A 16,326-nucleotide genomic window follows, 5' to 3' on the forward strand; every position below is an offset into this window, starting at 1 on the left:
GACCCCCAACTCGGCTGCTCAGGCCAGCAGTTCGACCTCCGACACCACCGCCTCGCCGGTGAAGACCAGACGGTACTTCCCGTACGTACCCGGAGACCCCACGGAGAACGCCCGTGTCTGCCTGTCCCAGGCGAAGGACTCGCCGGACCGCTGGTCCAGCGTCTTCCACGTGGTCCCGTCGGCCGAGCCCTGGAGCGTCCAGCCCGTCGGCGCCTGCGTGTGGTCCTTCGACGAAGTCACCGTGTACTGAAGGCCCTTGACCGGACCGGACACCGGCAGGTCCACGGAGGTCACCGTCGCGTCCGTCGCCGAGGTGTTGTCGAACAGCGGACCGTCACCCTTCAGCACGTCCGCCCGGGGCGTCGGCACCTTGTCGTCCTGGGTGATGGAGACCGGCGCCGCGTTCTTCCCGGTGCCCCACGAGGAGGGCTTCGCGCCCATGTCGAAGTCGAGCACGCCGCCCTTCTTCAGCAGCGAGTCGGGCAGCGAAGTCGACGTCCAGGTACGGCCGTTGACCTTCAGGCCCTGCACGTACACGTTCTTCGTGCTGTTCTTCGGCGCGCGGACGACCAGGTCCTGACCGTTCTCCAGGTGGACCGTGACCTTCTTGAACAGCGGGGAGCCGATGGCGTATTCACCGCTGCCCATCACCAGCGGGTAGAAGCCGAGCGCGGAGAAGAGGTACCAGGCCGACTGCTCGCCGTTGTCCTCGTCGCCGTGGTAGCCCTGCCCGATGTCGCTGCCGCTGTAGAGGCGGGAGAGCACCTCGCGGACGTTCTTCTGCGCCTTGTACGGCTCGCCGGCCGCGTCGTACATGTAGATGACGTGGTGGGCGACCTGGTTGGAGTGTCCGTACATGCCCATCCGGACGTCCCGCGCTTCGGTCATCTCGTGGATGACGCCGGAGTAGGAGCCCTTCAGGTCCGGGGACGCCGTCTCGGGAGTCGAGAAGTACTCGTCCAGCTTGTCGCCGAGCGCCTTGCGGCCGCCGTAGAGGTTGGCGAGGCCCCGGCTGTCCTGCGGGGCGGTGAAGGCGTAGCCCCAGCCGTTGGTCTCCGTGTAGTCGTAACCCCACACGCGCGGGTCGTACTTGGCGGAGTCCACGCGCCAGTCGCCCTTGTCGTCCCTGCCCTGGAAGAAGCCGGCCTTGGAGTCGTAGAGGTTCACGTAGTCCTGGGCGCGGTTGAGGAAGTACTCGGACTCCTCCTTGTAGCGCTTCTCGCCGGTCTTCTTGTAGAGGGCCTGGCCCATCTTGGCGATGCCGTAGTCGTTGACGTAGCCCTCCATCGCCCAGGAGAAGCCCTCGCCGGTGGAGGTGGTGGTGTAGCCGAGGAAGGGTGAGGTGGCCATGCCCTTGCGGCCCACGCCGGAGGCCGGCGGCACGACGGTCGCGTTCTTCACGGCCGCGTCGTACGCCGCCTTCGCGTCGAACTTCACGCCCTTCACGTACGCGTCCGCGAAGGCCACGTCCGAGGAGGTGCCGGTCATCAGGTCCGCGTAGCCGGGGGAGGACCAGCGCGAGGTCCAGCCGCCGTCCTTGTACTGCTGCACGAACCCGTCGACCATCTCACCCGCCTGAGAGGGCGTCAGGAAGGAGTAAGCCGGCCAGGTGGTCCGATAGGTGTCCCAGAAGCCGTTGTTGACGTACACCTTGCCGTCGACGATCTTCGCACCGGTGTGGGTCGGGGTGTCCGGACCCGGCATCGGCGAGAACGGGGAGGCGTACTGGTACTTCGAACCGACCTTCTCGAAGCCGGAGTTGGGGTACAGGTACAGCCGGTACATGCTGGAGTACAGCGTGGTCAGCTGGTCCGGCGTGGCGCCCTCGACCTCGACCTTGCCGAGCAGCTTGTCCCAGGTGCGCTGGGCCTGCTTCTTCACCGTGTCGAAGGACGTGCCGTCCGGGATCTCCTGGCGGAGGTTGTCCTTGGCCTGGTCGACGCTGATGAGCGAGGTCGCAAGCCGCAGGGTGACGGTGTGGTCGGAGCCGGCGTCGAACCGCAGATACCCCTTGACCCCGCTCGACGATCCGTCGGTCACCTTCTTGTCGAAGACGCCGTACACGAAGAGCCGGGTGGCGCCGGCCGACTGCCCGGACTTCACGTCCGAGTAGCCGGTGACGATCCCGTTCTCCTTGTCGAGCGTCAGACCCGCCTGCTCGGTCACGTTGTCGAAGACGACACTCGCGTCGTCGCCGGGATAGGTGAACCGGAGCGAGGCCGCGTGGTCGGTCGGCGCCATCTCGGCCTTCAGCCCGTTCTCGAACTTCACCCCGTAGTAGTACGGCCGCGCGGTCTCGTTCTCGTGCCGGAAGGCCAGCTCACGCGCCTCCCGCCCGGTGTCCGGAGTCCCGGACGCGACCGACGGCATCACCTGGAAGGTCTGCCGGTCGCCCATCCACGGACTCGGCTCGTGACTCGCGCTGAACGCCTGGATCGTCGGCAGGTTGTCGTCGTTGTTGGCCCGCGCGTACTCGTACAGCCAGTCCAGCGAGCCCGCGTTCGTGACCGGCGTCCAGAAGTTGAAGCCGTGCGGCACGGCGGCCGCGGGGAAGTTGTTGCCGCGCGAGAAGGAGCCGCTGGAGTTGGTGCCGCGCGTTGTCAGCACGTAGTCGGACAGATGCGCCTTCGGCTGCTCCGGCGCCACCCGCTTGATCGCGATGTCGTCCAGCCAGCCCCGGAACTTCGCCGGGCCCTTCGCGGAGTCGTACGCCACCAGGATCCGGTCGACGGTCTTCCCGGCCGCAACGGACCCGATCCGCGAGAGGACGTTGTTCCACTGGTTGACGTAAAGGATCTTGGCGGCCCCCTGCTCCTGCGGCGACATCCCGAACCCGTGCTGGTCGGTGGCGCCCAGGTCGCTCAGATAGGTGCCGTCGGTGAAGGCCAGGTCGACGGAGACGTTCGTGGCGTCGTAGTCGCGGTCGCCGTCCGCCATCCCGGGATAGATCCGGTACGACAGCTGGGTGTCGCGGCCGACGGCCACGTTCACGTCGAAGACCTTGTTGTACGAGTACGCCCGCCCGTCGGCGGTGTGCCGGCCGGCGTAACGCAGGGCACGCTTTCCGGTGAACCCGGCGGCCGCCTTCGCCGTCGGCGAGCCGCTCGGGCCGTGGTCGACCAGCGAGAGCATGTCCTGCGGGATCGGCCCGCTGCTGCCGCCCGTGGAGAACTGCACGTCGGCGATCTGCAGGATGTCCGAGGCGCCGTTGTTCTTCGTCACGTCGAGCCGGAAGTGCTGGTACTCGGCAGGAGCCGCGAGGTCGTACGACTTCGTCTGGAACCGCTCGGAGAAGGTCTCACCGGAGCGGGAGTCGACGGTCTTCCAGTCCTTGCCGTCGGTGGAGCCCTGGAGGGTCCAGTCCTTGGGGTCGCGCTCGTCGAAGTCGTTCGCGGAAGTGATCGCGTAGGTCACGATCTTCATGGGCTTGTCGAGGTCGAACTCGACCCAGCCGGTCGGCTCGAAGGTCAGCCACTTGGTGCCGGCCTCGCCGTCGACGAGGTTCTCCTTCACCTCGCCGCCGCCGGTGTTCTCGCTGCTCGCCCTGAGGTCCGTGATGTGGTCGTTCACATTGCCGGGGATGCCGCTGCTGTAGCCGCCGTCGACGCCGGCGGCCCGCTTGCTGCCGTCGGCCGCCGTGTCGACGGTGTTGAGCCAGTCCGGCGCCGGATCACCCGACTCGAACGAGGACGCGAACTGCTGATCGGCCTTGGCCGCAGCCTCGGGCAGGGCGACCGCGGCCCCCTGCGTTCCCACCGCCATGACAAAGGCGGCCGTGAGCACGACCGCCGGACCCCATCTGTGCCGAGCTCTGTGTCGCATAGGACCAGACCCTCCCTGCGCCCATCCGGACAACGTTGTCAACTTTGACGCGCAAGGACCAGTAGTGGGTCAAGTGGTCAGTGATGTCAAGGGTGTTGAGTGTGGCATTCGGGGCCTATGTCGCGGATTTTTCCGGCAAGCGGTACACAGGGTGCTCATATTTCCGAGAGGTCTCAACTCGGAAAAGACCAACGACCAACCTTGCATTCGATCTTGCTCCGTTGGCGGGAAGTGGACTATACCTGTCGGCGATTCACACGATCCGTACGGCATGATTCGCACTTCCTGCACGACCCTGCTTGACCTGACCGCGGTGCCGGGGAGGATCCGGTTCACCGCCTGAGTCCTGGAGAAGGCGAGGACTTGAGCATGGGATCCACTTCCGCCGAGAACGACGGCACCGCGGGTGTCGGCCGCCGAGATCTGATCAAGCGTTCGGCCGCCCTCGGCCTGATCGCCGTACCCACGATGAGCTTCCTGTCGGCGTGCGCCAGCGGTGGCGGCGACGACAACTCCGGAGACAACAACCAGGGGAAGACCTCCAAGGACAACCCCTTCGGCGTCGAGAAGAACGGCAAGCTCGACGTCGTCGTCTTCAAGGGCGGTTACGGCGACGACTACGCCAAGGCGTGGGAGGCGAACTTCAAGACGAAGCTCGGCATCACCTCCACCCATACCGGCACCCAGGAGATCACCGGCAAGCTCCAGCCCCGCTTCAACGCGGGCAACCCGCCGGACATCGTGGACGACTCCGGCGCCCAGCAGATCAAGGTCGACGTGCTCTACAAGAACGGCCAGCTGCTGGACCTCGCCGCGGTCCTCGACGCGCCGTCGGTCGACGACCCGAGCAAGAAGGTGCGGGACATGATCATCCCCGGCACCCTCGACGCGGGCACGCAGGAGGGCAAGATCGTGGCCCTCAACTACATCTACACGGTGTGGGGCCTGTGGTACTCCGGGAAGCTCTTCAAGGAGAAGGGCTGGGAGGAACCGAAGACCTGGGCCGACTTCATCAAGGTCTGTCAGGCCGCGAAGAAGGACGGCATCGGCGGTCTCGCCCACCAGGGCAAGTACCCGTACTACATCAACGTCGCCATCATGGACCTGATCGCCAAGACCGGCGGTCTGGACGCCATGAAGGCGATCGACAACCTCGACCCCAAGGCGTTCGTCGGCTCCGACGCGGCGCAGGCGGGCGTCGAGGCGATCTACGAGGTGGTGGAGAAGGGCCTGTTGATGCCCGGCACCAACGGCCTCACCCACACCGAGTCGCAGACGCGCTGGAACCAGTACAAGGCCGCCTTCATCACCTGCGGCTCCTGGCTGGAGAACGAGCAGCTCAAGCAGACGCCGACGGACTTCGACATGAAGTTCATGCCGATGCCGCTGCTGCCGGACAGCAAGCTGCCCTTCGAGGCGATCCGAGCCGGCTCCGGTGAGCCCTTCATCATCCCGGCGAAGGCCAAGAACCTGCCCGCGGCCAAGGAGTTCATGCGGCGCATGCTCTCCAAGGAGTGGTCGACGCTCTTCGCCAAGGAGGCCAACTCCCTGACCATCCTCAAGGACGGCGTCGACGCGAGCGTCAAGCTGCGGCCCGGCACCCAGTCCACGGTCGAGGCGTCCAAGGCGGCCGGCGACAACACCTTCCGTTACCTCTACACCGAGTGGTACAGCGAGATGGGTGCCGCCATCGAGGCCGCGTCCAACGAGCTGATGTCCAAGCGCATCCAGCCGAAGGAATGGCTCAAGCGGTGCCAGGCCGCGGTCGACAAGCAGGCCAAGGACCCGGCCTCCAAGAAGAACCACCGGGACTGACCGCAACGCCGATTCCCGGGCCGGAGCGCTCCGGCCCGGGGGAGGACACCAGGGGCAGGAAACGCCAATGCGCAAAGGGCAGTACAGGTTCGTCGCGGGATTTCTCTTCGTTCCCGTGGCGCTCTATCTGATCTTCGTGATCTGGCCGTACATCCAGACGTTCGGCTATTCGCTGACCGACTGGAAGGGACAGTCGCAGACCTTCAAGTTCGTCGGCCTGGACAACTACAAGGCGCTCTTCCACGACGACGTCTTCATGCAGGCCATCTGGCACAACATCCTGTTCCTGATCTTCATCCCGGTGATCACCATCCTGCTCGCGCTGTTCTTCGCGTTCATGGTGAACGCGGGCGGGCGCAGCAAGGCCGGCGGAGTGCAGGGCGTCGCCGGTTCGAAGTTCTACAAAATCATCTACTTCTTTCCGCAGGTGCTGTCGCTGGCGATCGTCGCGGTGTTGTTCAACGCGGTGTACCGCAGTGACGGCGGCGGTCTGCTCAACGGTTTCCTGATCAAACTCCACCTGGTCGACGCCAACAATCCCGTGGAATGGCTCAACGAGCCGAACATGGTGCTGTGGGCGCTGATGGCCGCCGTGGTCTGGCACGGCGTCGGCTTCTACCTGGTGCTGTTCTCGGCCGCCATGCAGTCCATCCCGAGGGACATCTACGAGGCCGCCCTCATCGACGGCGCCGGCCGCAACCAGTCCTTCTTCCGCATCACCCTGCCGCTGCTGTGGGACACCGTGCAGACGGCCTGGGTGTACCTGGGCATCGTCGCGATGGACATGTTCGTCCTGGTCTCCTCGATGACCGCGAGCATGGGCGCGTACGGCGGCGGCCCCGACCATCACAGCGACGTCATGTCGACGGTGATGATGCGCAACTTCCAGTACTTCGGCAAGAGCGGATACGCCTGCGCCATGGGCGTCGTCATGCTGCTGCTCACCCTGGTCCTGTCCGTGGTCATGCTGCGTGCCACCCGCCGCGACCGCGTCGAGTTCTGAGCGGGAGATACGACGATGAGCGCACCCCTCAAGGAGACCGCCGCCCAGGGCGGCACCATCCCGCCCCAGCCCAGCGTCACCAAGGCGCCGCCCCGCCCCGGCGACAAGCGCGGCGAGGGCGTCGTACTGAACGTCTTCTCGCACGGCTTCCTCGCCCTGTGGGCCCTGCTGATCGTGCTGCCGCTGCTGTGGCTGGTGATCAGCTCCTTCAAGACCGACGCCCAGATCGGCGGCTCCGCCTTCGGGTGGCCCCAGAACTGGACCTTCGACGTCTTCCACCGCGCCTGGAACAAGGGCATCGGCGACTACTTCCTGAACACCGTGATCGTCCTGGTGTTCTCCGTGCCGCTGACGATGCTGTTCGGCTCGATGGCCGCCTATGTGCTGGCCCGCTACCAGTTCTGGGGCAACCGGCTGCTGTACTACTTCTTCGTCGCCGGCGCGATGTTCCCGGTGTTCCTGGCCTTGGTCCCGCTGTTCTTCATGGTCAAACGGCTGGACATGCTCAACACCTACCAGGGCCTGATCCTGGTCTACGTCGCCTACTCGATGCCGTTCACGGTGTTCTTCATGCACGCCTTCTTCCGGACCCTGCCGACGGCGGTCTTCGAGGCGGCGGTCCTGGACGGCGCCTCGCACACCCGGACCTTCTTCCAGGTGATGCTGCCGATGGCGAAGCCGGGCCTGATCAGCGTCGGGATCTTCAACACGCTCGGCCAGTGGAACCAGTTCATCCTGCCCACGGTCCTGATGCAGCCGCAGAGCGGCAGCGACCCCGAGCGCTACGTCCTCACCCAGGGCCTCATCCAGCTGCAACAGCAGCAGGGGTACGCCTCCGACCTGCCCGTCCTCTTCGCCGGCGTGACCATCGCGATGATCCCGATGCTGGTGGTCTACCTGTCCTTCCAGCGCCAGGTGCAGGCGGGCCTCACCTCGGCGACCCTGAAGTGAACGGGACGTAGTCCGCCGGGCGCCCGGCGGCGCTCCGCAGTCGGCCGCGCACGCGCCGTTCCCGAGTCCGGGGGCGGCGCGTGCGCGTGTGTGTCCGTGTGTCCAAGGACCCGGAAACGGTTCAACCTATTGACGGGAGGCAACCCGAACGGGTCAGCTTAGAGTTCACTAGTTGGACATAGACGGGGCCTCACCGATGCGGTCCCGCGCGCAGGAGGTCGTCGTGGAGACTCCAGGGTCGCAGTCGTCACTGCACCGGGCCAACCTGGAGCGGGTCGTACGGGCCGTCCGGCTGGCCGGGTCACTCACGCAGGCGGAGATCGCGAGGACCACGGGACTGTCCGCGGCGACGGTCTCCAACATCGTCCGCGAGCTCAAGGACGGCGGAACGGTCGAGGTCACGCCCACGTCGGCGGGTGGCCGCAGGGCCCGGAGCGTCTCGCTCAGCGGGGACGCCGGCATCGTCATCGGCGTCGACTTCGGGCACACGCATCTGCGCGTCGCGGTCGGGAACCTGGCCCACCAGGTGCTGGCCGAGGAGTCCGAGCCGCTGGACGTGGACGCCTCCTCGACGCAGGGCTTCGACCGGGCGGAGGAACTGGTCAATCGCCTGATCAGCGCAACGGGCGTGGACCGGTCGAAAGTCGCCGGAGTGGGCGTCGGCGTACCCGGTCCGATCGACGTGGAGTCCGGCACCCTCGGCTCGACCGCGATCCTGCCCGGCTGGACCGGCACCAAGCCCGCCGAGGAGCTGCGGGGGCGGCTCGGCGTTCCGGTGCACGTGGACAACGACGCCAACCTCGGCGCCCTGGGTGAGCTGGTCTGGGGCAGCGGCAGAGGCGTACGTGATCTTGCTTACATCAAGGTGGCCAGCGGTGTCGGTGCCGGTCTGGTGATCGACGGCAAGATCTACCGCGGCCCGGGTGGCACAGCGGGAGAAATCGGTCATATTACTCTTGATGAATCCGGCCCCGTCTGCCGCTGCGGAAACCGGGGCTGCCTGGAGACCTTCGCGGCCGCGCGCTATGTGCTGCCGCTCCTCCAGTCCAGTCACGGCACGGACCTGACGATGGAAGGCGTCGTGCGGCTGGCCAGGGACGGAGACCCGGGCTGTCGTCGGGTGATCGCCGACGTCGGCCGACACATCGGCAGTGGAGTGGCTAATCTCTGCAATCTGCTGAACCCGAGCCGAGTGGTCCTGGGCGGTGATCTCGCCGAGGCCGGTGAGCTGGTGCTCGGGCCGATCAGGGAGTCCGTCGGCCGCTACGCCATCCCCAGCGCGGCGCGCCAACTGTCCGTTCTTCCGGGTGCACTTGGAGGTCGTGCGGAGGTGCTCGGGGCCCTCGCCCTCGCGCTCAGCGAGATGGGCGATTCGACCCTTTTGGATGGCACCCTCGCTACGGCGACCCCTGCCTTCACTTAGAGAACGGATGGCACCGTTGCCATCTCGTTAAGGATTTACTTCTTGACGTCGCACGTGTGGCCGAGTTGACTTCCAGCCACCTCGGCCGCAACGTCGCGGCCTCGTCAGGGAGGTTTCTGAAGTGAACACGCGTATGCGTCGCGCCGCGTTCGCCGTCGCCGCTGGTGCGATGGCCGTTTCCCTCGCCGCCTGTGGCAGTGCGAAGGAGTCGGGCGGCAAGAGTGACTCGTCCAGCAGCTCGGGCACCAAGGGCGACAACATCAAGGTCGGCCTGCTGCTCCCGGAGAACCAGACCGCGCGTTACGAGAAGTTCGACCGCCCCTTGATCGAGAAGAAGGTCAAGGAGCTCACGAACGGCAAGGGCACGGTCGTCTACGCCAACGCCAAGCAGGACGCCAGTCTGCAGAACCAGCAGGTCGACACCATGATCACCAACAAGGTGGACGTGCTGATCGTCGACGCGGTGGACTCCGCGGCCATCAAGAACTCGGTGCAGAAGGCCAAGGACGCCGGCATCCCGGTCGTCGCGTACGACCGCCTGGCGCAGGGCCCGATCAGCGCCTACACCTCGTTCGACAACGAGACCGTCGGCAAGACCCAGGGCGAGGCCCTCCTCAAGGCGCTCGGCTCCAAGGCCAAGTCCGGCAAGATCGTCATGATGAACGGCGCGGTCACCGACCCGAACGCCGCCCTGTTCAAGAAGGGCGCCCACTCCGTCCTCGACGGCAAGGTGAACATCGGCAAGGAGTACGACACCAAGGACTGGAAGCCGGAGAACGCCAACGCCAACATGGAGGCGGCGATCTCGGCACTCGGCAAGAAGAACATCATCGGTGTCTACTCCGCCAACGACGGCATGGCCGGCGGTATCATCACCGCCCTCACGGCCGCCGGCATCAGCGTCCCGGTGACCGGCCAGGACGCGGAGCTCGCGGGTGTGCAGCGCATCGTCTCCGGTACGCAGTACATGAGCGTGTACAAGCCGTACCCGGAAGAGGCCAACACGGTCGCGGAGCTGGCCGTCGACATCGCCCAGGGCAAGGACCTCTCCTCGGCCGCGCCCGACAAGGTCGACAGCCCGACCAACAAGGCGATCCCGTCGAAGATCATCGGTGTCGTCGCGCTGACCAAGGACAACATCAACGACACCGTCATCAAGGACGGTATCTACACGGTCGCCGACATCTGCACCGCGCAGTACAAGAGCGCCTGCGACAAGATCGGTCTGAAGTAACCGGTCCGACTGAAACAAGCGGCGGTACGTCCCTTCCCAGGTAGGGGAATTCCTTCTTGAATTCCCCTACGGGACGCCCGCTCCGAAGGCTCCTCCGGCGCCCCGCGTTCATACAGCCCCGCAAGCTCGTCGCGGGGCGCCGGACGGAACACCTCCCCCCAATCTTTCTGCACAACCTCCCGCCGGGTCAGGCGGCGAAGGAGATGGTTCACGTGTCCGCTACGCCTGTTCTGGCGTTGCGCGGGGTCTCCAAGCGGTTCGGTGCCGTCCAGGCGCTCACCGACGTAGAGCTTGAGGTCCACGCCGGTGAGGTGGTCGCCCTGGTGGGCGACAACGGCGCCGGAAAGTCCACGCTGGTCAAGACGATCGCCGGCGTGCATCCCATCGATGAGGGCGTCATCGAGTGGGACGGCAAGGCCGTCTCGATCAACCGGCCGCACGACGCCCAGAACCTGGGCGTCGCGACGGTGTACCAGGACCTCGCGCTGTGCGACAACATCGACGTCGTCGGCAACCTCTACCTGGGCCGGGAGATCCGCAAGCGCGGCATCCTGGACGAGGTCGAGATGGAGCGCCGCTCCCGCGAGCTCCTGGACACGCTGTCCATCCGCATCCCCAGCGTCCGCATCCCGATCGCCTCGCTCTCCGGCGGTCAGCGCCAGACCGTGGCCATCGCCCGGTCCATGCTCGGCGAGCCCAAGCTGGTCATCCTCGACGAGCCCACCGCGGCCCTCGGCGTGGAGCAGACCGCCCAGGTCCTCGACCTCGTGGAGCGGCTGCGCGAGCGCGGTCACGCCGTGCTCCTCATCAGCCACAACATGGCCGACGTGAAGGCAGTGGCGGACAAGGTCGCCGTACTGCGGCTGGGCCGCAACAACGGCGTCTTCGAGGTCAAGTCGACCTCGCAGGAAGAGATCATCTCCGCCATCACCGGTGCCACGGACAACGCCGTGACCCGTCGTGCGGCGCGCAGCACTGGGGAGATCAAGAAGTGAGCATCGACAAGACTTCGACGTCCCCCGACGACCACGTCGTGGAGAACCCCGAGGCAGCAGCGGGCGCGGCCACCGTCGTCGACCCCCGGCTGCTGGTGCGCGAACAGGGCTTCGCGGGCTACCTCACCGAGTTCAAGCGGAAGATGAAGGCCGGCGACCTGGGTGCCATCCCGGTCGTCATCGGTCTGGCCGTCATCTGGATCATCTTCCAGAGCCTCAACTCGAACTTCCTCACCGCGGGCAACCTGTCCGACATCTCCGTCGCCATGGTCGGCACGGGCATGATCGCCGTCGGCATCGTCTTCGTGCTGCTGCTCGGCGAGATCGACCTGTCGGTCGGTTCGGTCTCCGGTGTCGCGGGCGCCTCCTACGCGGTGCTGACCGTCACCCACGGCATGCCCGCGTGGCTCGCCTTCGTCCTGGCGATCCTCACCGGCACGGTCGCCGGCGCGCTGCACGGCTTCTTCTTCGCGAAGATCGGTGTCCCGGCGTTCGCCGTCACCCTGGCCGGTCTGCTCTTCTGGAACGGCTTCATGCTCCAGATCCTGGGCGACAGCGGCACCATCAACCTGGACAGCGAGGGCCTGGTGGCCAAGCTGACCGGTTACTACTTCACGGACGTGGCCGCCGCCTACAGCCTGGCCGTCGCCGTGGTGGCGCTGTTCTTCATCAGCTCCTTCCTCGGCAACCGGCGCCGCGAGGCCGCCGGCGTGCCGTCGCGTCCGCTGAGCGAGACCATCCTGCGCACCGTGCTGCTGGCGGTCCTGGCGTTCGCCGCCGCGGCCGTCTACAACCAGTACAAGGGCCTGCCGCTGGCCGTCGTGATCTTCGTCGGCGTGCTGCTCATCACGGACTTCGTGCTCCGCCGCACCGCCTACGGCCGCAAGATCTTCGCCCTCGGCGGCAGCGTCGAGGCCTCCCGGCGAGCCGGTATCAACGTGGACATGGTCCGGATCTCGGTCTTCGCGATCTCCGGCACCTTCGCCGCGATCGGCGGTCTGTTCATCGCCTCGAAGATCGCCTCGGCCAACCAGGGCGCCGGCGGCGGTGACCTGCTGATGAACGCGATCGCCGCGGCCGTCATCGGCGGTACGTCGCTGTTCGGTGGCCGTGGACGCACCTGGAACGCGCTGCTCGGCGTGCTGGTGATCGTCTCGATCCAGTACGGCCTGGCGCTGGAGGGCATCGCCTCCCCGGTCCAGTACATGATCACCGGTGGCGTGCTGCTGGCGACCGTCGTCATCGACGCCGTCACCCGCAAGACGCAGAAGACGGCCGGACGGGCGTAACACCCCGAGAACCCCGAGAACACTGTGCCCGGCACCAATGGCGGTGCCGGGCACAGTCATGTCATAGGCAAGGCAGATCTTGGGTACAGCCGATCGCGTGACGTATCCCCCACCGCCCGGGCGCCGTCCGCAAAGACGGAACATTAGACTCGACAAGCCCGGCAACAGCTCGATCAGCTCTACTGCAAGGAGGCACGGGTGCCGCTGCTGACCCGCATCAGGGGACCGCGCGATCTGGACCGGCTCAGCCCGGAGCAGCTGGACCAGCTGGCCGAGGAGATCCGGACCTTCCTCGTCGACGCGGTCTCCAAGACAGGCGGCCACCTCGGCCCCAACCTCGGTGTGGTCGAGCTGACCATCGCCCTGCACCGGGTCTTCGACTCCCCGAAGGACCGGGTGCTCTGGGACACCGGCCACCAGTCCTACGTGCACAAGCTGCTCACCGGCCGCCAGGACTTCTCCCGGCTGAAGATGAAGGGCGGCCTCTCCGGCTACCCCTCGCAGGCCGAGTCCGAGCACGACGTCATCGAGAACAGCCACGCCTCGACGGTCCTCGGCTGGGCCGACGGCCTCGCCAAGGCCAACCAGGTGCTGAAACGCGACGACCACGTGGTCGCCGTGATCGGTGACGGCGCCCTGACCGGCGGTATGGCCTGGGAGGCGCTGAACAACATCGCCGACGCCAAGGACCGCCCCCTCGTCATCGTCGTGAACGACAACGAGCGCTCGTACGCGCCGACCATCGGCGGCCTCGCGAACCACCTGGCGACCCTGCGCACCACCGACGGCTACGAGCGCTTCCTGGCCCGCGGCAAGGACCTCCTGGAGCGCACCCCGGTCGTCGGCAAGCCCCTCTACGAGACCCTGCACGGCGCGAAGAAGGGCCTCAAGGACTTCATCGCCCCGCAGGGCATGTTCGAGGACCTTGGCCTCAAGTACGTCGGCCCCATCGACGGGCACGACATCGAGGCCATGGAGTCCGCGCTGGCCCGCGCCAAGCGGTTCGGCGGCCCGGTGATCGTGCACGTCCTCACCGAGAAGGGCCGCGGCTACCAGCCCGCCCTCCAGGACGAGGCCGACCGCTTCCACGGCATCGGCCCCATCCACCCCGACACCGGCCTGCCGGTCAAGGCCTCCGGCGCCGACTGGACCTCCGTCTTCGGCGACGAGATGGTCGAGCTCGGCAAGGAGCGCGAGGACATCGTCGCCATCACCGCGGCCATGCTCCAGCCGGTCGGCCTGAAGAAGTTCGCCGACGCCTTCCCGGACCGCATCTACGACGTGGGCATCGCCGAGCAGCACGGCGCCGTCTCCGCCGCGGGCCTGGCCACCGGCGGCCTGCACCCCGTCTTCGCCGTCTACGCCACCTTCCTCAACCGCGCCTTCGACCAGGTCCTCATGGACGTGGCCCTGCACAAGTGCGGCGTGACGTTCGTCCTGGACCGGGCCGGCGTCACCGGCACCGACGGCGCCTCGCACAACGGCATGTGGGACATGTCGATCCTCCAGGTCGTCCCCGGCCTCAGACTCGCCGCCCCGCGCGACGCCGACCAGGTCCGCGCCCAGCTCCGCGAGGCCGTCCAGGTCAAGGACGCGCCGACCGTCGTCCGCTTCTCCAAGGGCGCCGTCGGCCCCGCCGTACCCGCCGTGGGCCGCGTCGGCGCCATGGACGTACTGCGCGAGCCCGGCACCGACACCCCGGACGTCCTCCTCGTCTCCGTAGGCGCCCTCGCCCCCATGTGCCTGGAGATCGCCACGCTCCTCGACAAGCAGGGCATCTCCACCACCGTCGTCGACCCGCGCTGGGTCAAGCCGGTCGACGAGGCCATGGCCCCCCTCGCCGAACGCCACCGGGTGGTCGTCACGGTCGAGGACAACTCCCGCGTGGGAGGCGTCGGCTCGGCCGTCGCACAGGCCCTGCGCGACGCGGGCGTCGACGTCCCCCTCCGGGACTTCGGCATCCCGCCGCGCTTCCTCGACCACGCCTCCCGAGCCGAGGTCATGGCGGAGATCGGCCTCACCGCCCCCGACATCGCCCGCCAGGTCACCGGCCTGGTCTCCAAGCTCGACGGTCGGTACGACCGCGCCACCCCCGAGGTCGAACCCGCACGGGACTGACGCCGCCGAAAGGACCCCTTTCGCCACCCTCCGCGGTGTTGAAAGGGGTCCTTTCGCGTGAAACCACCCGCGCCGGGGCATACGGACTACGCCCCCTCTCGATCATGTCGAGGACGACACAGCGTGGGAGGTACGCCCGTGAGCAACACCCTCTTCAGGACGAAGAACATCGAGCAGTCCATCCGGGACACCGAGGAACCGGAGCATGCGCTCAGAAAGTCACTGTCGGCCCTGGACCTGACGGTGTTCGGCGTCGGTGTCATCATCGGCACCGGCATCTTCGTGCTCACCGGCACGGCCGCCAAGAACACCGCGGGCCCCGCCGTCTCCCTGTCCTTCGTGGTCGCCGGCGTCGTCTGCGCCCTCGCGGCGCTCTGCTACGCCGAGTTCGCCTCCACGGTCCCGGTCGCCGGATCCGCGTACACCTTCTCGTACGCCTCGCTCGGCGAGTTCCCCGCCTGGATCATCGGCTGGGACCTGGTCCTGGAACTGGCCCTCGGCACGGCGGTGGTGGCCGTCGGCTGGTCCGGCTACATCAAGTCCCTGCTGGACAACGCGGGCTGGCACCTGCCCGAGGCGCTCAGCGGCCGGGACGGCGCCCACGGCTTCGGCTTCGACATCCTCGCCGCCGCGCTCGTCCTGCTGCTCACCGCGATCCTCGTCGTCGGCATGAAGCTCTCCGCGCGGGTCACCTCGATCGTCGTCGCCATCAAGGTGGCCGTCGTCCTCGTCGTCATCATCGCGGGCTCCTTCTTCATCAAGGGCGACAACTACGACCCGTTCATCCCCGAGACGCAGACCGTGGAGGCGGGCGGCAGCCTCAAGGCCCCGCTGATCCAGCTGATGTTCGGCTGGGCGCCCTCCAACTTCGGCGTCATGGGCATCTTCACCGCCGCCTCCGTCGTCTTCTTCGCTTTCATCGGCTTCGACGTCGTCGCCACCGCCGCCGAGGAGACCCGCAACCCCCAACGCGACGTACCACGCGGCATCATCGGCTCCCTGATCATCTGCACCACGCTCTACGTGGCCGTGTCGATCGTGGTGACCGGCATGCAGAAGTACAGCAAGCTCTCGGTCGACGCCCCGCTCGCCGACGCCTTCAAGGCCACCGGCCACCCCTGGTTCGCGGGCCTGATCAGCTTCGGCGCGGCGGTGGGCCTCACCACGGTCTGCATGATCCTCCTCCTCGGCCAGTCCCGCGTCTTCTTCGCGATGAGCCGAGACGGCCTGCTGCCCCGCTTCTTCTCGCACACCCACCCCAAGTTCCGCACCCCCTACCGCCCCACGATCCTCCTCGGCGTGGTCATCGCGATCGTCGCCGGCTTCACCAGCCTCAGCGAACTCGCCGAACTGGTGAACATCGGCACGCTCTTCGCCTTCATCGTCGTCGCGATCAGCGTCATCATCCTGCGCCGCACCCGCCCCGACCTGGAACGCTCCTTCCGCACCCCGCTGGTCCCCGCCCTCCCCATCGTCTCGGTGCTGGCCTCGCTCTGGCTGATGCTCAACCTGCCCACCGAGACGTGGCTCCGCTTCGCCATCTGGATGGTCATCGGCTTCGTCGTCTACTTCCTCTACGGCCGCACCCACAGCCGCCTGGCCCAACACGAACAGTAGTCAACACCCCTACCGCAACGGCCCCGTATGCCCCGATCGGTTGGTGAATGCGGGGCCGG

Annotated in this window: 10 protein-coding genes; 9 read left to right on the plus strand and 1 reads right to left on the minus strand. The window is 67.1% G+C overall.

Features of this window, described 5'->3' with window-relative positions:
• Nucleotides 1-18 precede the first annotated feature (18 nt).
• Complete coding sequence (locus tag ACQEWB_RS37675) at nucleotides 19-3,822, minus strand: GH92 family glycosyl hydrolase (RefSeq protein ID WP_432839201.1); 3,804 nt, start codon at nucleotides 3,820-3,822, stop codon at nucleotides 19-21.
• A 369-nt stretch (nucleotides 3,823-4,191) separates the two neighbouring features.
• Here ACQEWB_RS37675 and ngcE point away from each other — a divergent pair, with 369 nt between their 5' ends.
• The 9 genes from ngcE (at nucleotide 4,192) to ACQEWB_RS37720 (ending at nucleotide 16,267) form a co-directional block, all read left to right on the plus strand.
• On the plus strand, nucleotides 4,192-5,637 hold the full coding sequence (gene ngcE, locus ACQEWB_RS37680) for an N-acetylglucosamine/diacetylchitobiose ABC transporter substrate-binding protein (protein ID WP_432839203.1): 1,446 nt from the start codon (nucleotides 4,192-4,194) through the stop codon (nucleotides 5,635-5,637).
• A 67-nt stretch (nucleotides 5,638-5,704) separates the two neighbouring features.
• Nucleotides 5,705-6,640, plus strand: coding sequence for a carbohydrate ABC transporter permease (locus tag ACQEWB_RS37685; RefSeq protein WP_432839205.1), 936 nt, complete (start codon nucleotides 5,705-5,707; stop codon nucleotides 6,638-6,640).
• Between the two features lie 15 nt (nucleotides 6,641-6,655).
• The gene (locus ACQEWB_RS37690; protein ID WP_432839207.1) at nucleotides 6,656-7,591 is read left to right on the plus strand and encodes a carbohydrate ABC transporter permease; all 936 of its coding nucleotides are present in this window, start codon (nucleotides 6,656-6,658) and stop codon (nucleotides 7,589-7,591) included.
• Nucleotides 7,592-7,814: 223 nt separating this feature from the next.
• Nucleotides 7,815-9,014 carry an ROK family transcriptional regulator gene (locus ACQEWB_RS37695; RefSeq protein ID WP_432839209.1) on the plus strand — a complete coding sequence of 400 codons (1,200 nt, stop codon included), beginning with the start codon at nucleotides 7,815-7,817 and terminating at the stop codon, nucleotides 9,012-9,014.
• Between the two features lie 133 nt (nucleotides 9,015-9,147).
• Complete coding sequence (locus ACQEWB_RS37700) at nucleotides 9,148-10,248, plus strand: sugar ABC transporter substrate-binding protein (RefSeq protein ID WP_432844213.1); 1,101 nt, start codon at nucleotides 9,148-9,150, stop codon at nucleotides 10,246-10,248.
• Nucleotides 10,249-10,451: 203 nt separating this feature from the next.
• Nucleotides 10,452-11,243 carry an ATP-binding cassette domain-containing protein gene (locus ACQEWB_RS37705; RefSeq protein ID WP_432839211.1) on the plus strand — a complete coding sequence of 264 codons (792 nt, stop codon included), beginning with the start codon at nucleotides 10,452-10,454 and terminating at the stop codon, nucleotides 11,241-11,243.
• Nucleotides 11,240-12,532: a sugar ABC transporter permease gene (locus tag ACQEWB_RS37710; RefSeq protein ID WP_432839213.1), complete on the plus strand. Its 1,293-nt coding sequence runs from the start codon at nucleotides 11,240-11,242 to the stop codon at nucleotides 12,530-12,532. The genes ACQEWB_RS37705 and ACQEWB_RS37710 overlap by 4 nt, the downstream gene beginning before the upstream one ends.
• A gap of 198 nt (nucleotides 12,533-12,730) precedes the next feature.
• Nucleotides 12,731-14,650 carry a 1-deoxy-D-xylulose-5-phosphate synthase gene (gene dxs / locus ACQEWB_RS37715; protein ID WP_432839215.1) on the plus strand — a complete coding sequence of 640 codons (1,920 nt, stop codon included), beginning with the start codon at nucleotides 12,731-12,733 and terminating at the stop codon, nucleotides 14,648-14,650.
• Between the two features lie 138 nt (nucleotides 14,651-14,788).
• Nucleotides 14,789-16,267: an amino acid permease gene (locus ACQEWB_RS37720; RefSeq protein ID WP_432839217.1), complete on the plus strand. Its 1,479-nt coding sequence runs from the start codon at nucleotides 14,789-14,791 to the stop codon at nucleotides 16,265-16,267.
• Nucleotides 16,268-16,326 lie beyond the last annotated feature (59 nt).

The organism is Streptomyces sp. CA-249302 (assembly GCF_050936785.1).
Lineage (GTDB): Bacteria > Actinomycetota > Actinomycetes > Streptomycetales > Streptomycetaceae > Streptomyces.

Bases quoted from the DNA above. Each gene is read 5' to 3' on its own strand.
- ACQEWB_RS37690 (WP_432839207.1), top strand. From the start codon at position 6,656: ATGAGCGCACCCCTCAAGGAGACCGCCGCCCAGGGCGGCACCATCCCG.
- ngcE (WP_432839203.1), top strand. From the start codon at position 4,192: ATGGGATCCACTTCCGCCGAGAACGACGGCACCGCGGGTGTCGGCCGC.
- ACQEWB_RS37700 (WP_432844213.1), top strand. From the start codon at position 9,148: ATGCGTCGCGCCGCGTTCGCCGTCGCCGCTGGTGCGATGGCCGTTTCC.
- ACQEWB_RS37685 (WP_432839205.1), top strand. From the start codon at position 5,705: ATGCGCAAAGGGCAGTACAGGTTCGTCGCGGGATTTCTCTTCGTTCCC.
- ACQEWB_RS37705 (WP_432839211.1), top strand. From the start codon at position 10,452: ATGGTTCACGTGTCCGCTACGCCTGTTCTGGCGTTGCGCGGGGTCTCC.
- ACQEWB_RS37675 (WP_432839201.1), bottom strand. From the start codon at position 3,822: ATGCGACACAGAGCTCGGCACAGATGGGGTCCGGCGGTCGTGCTCACG.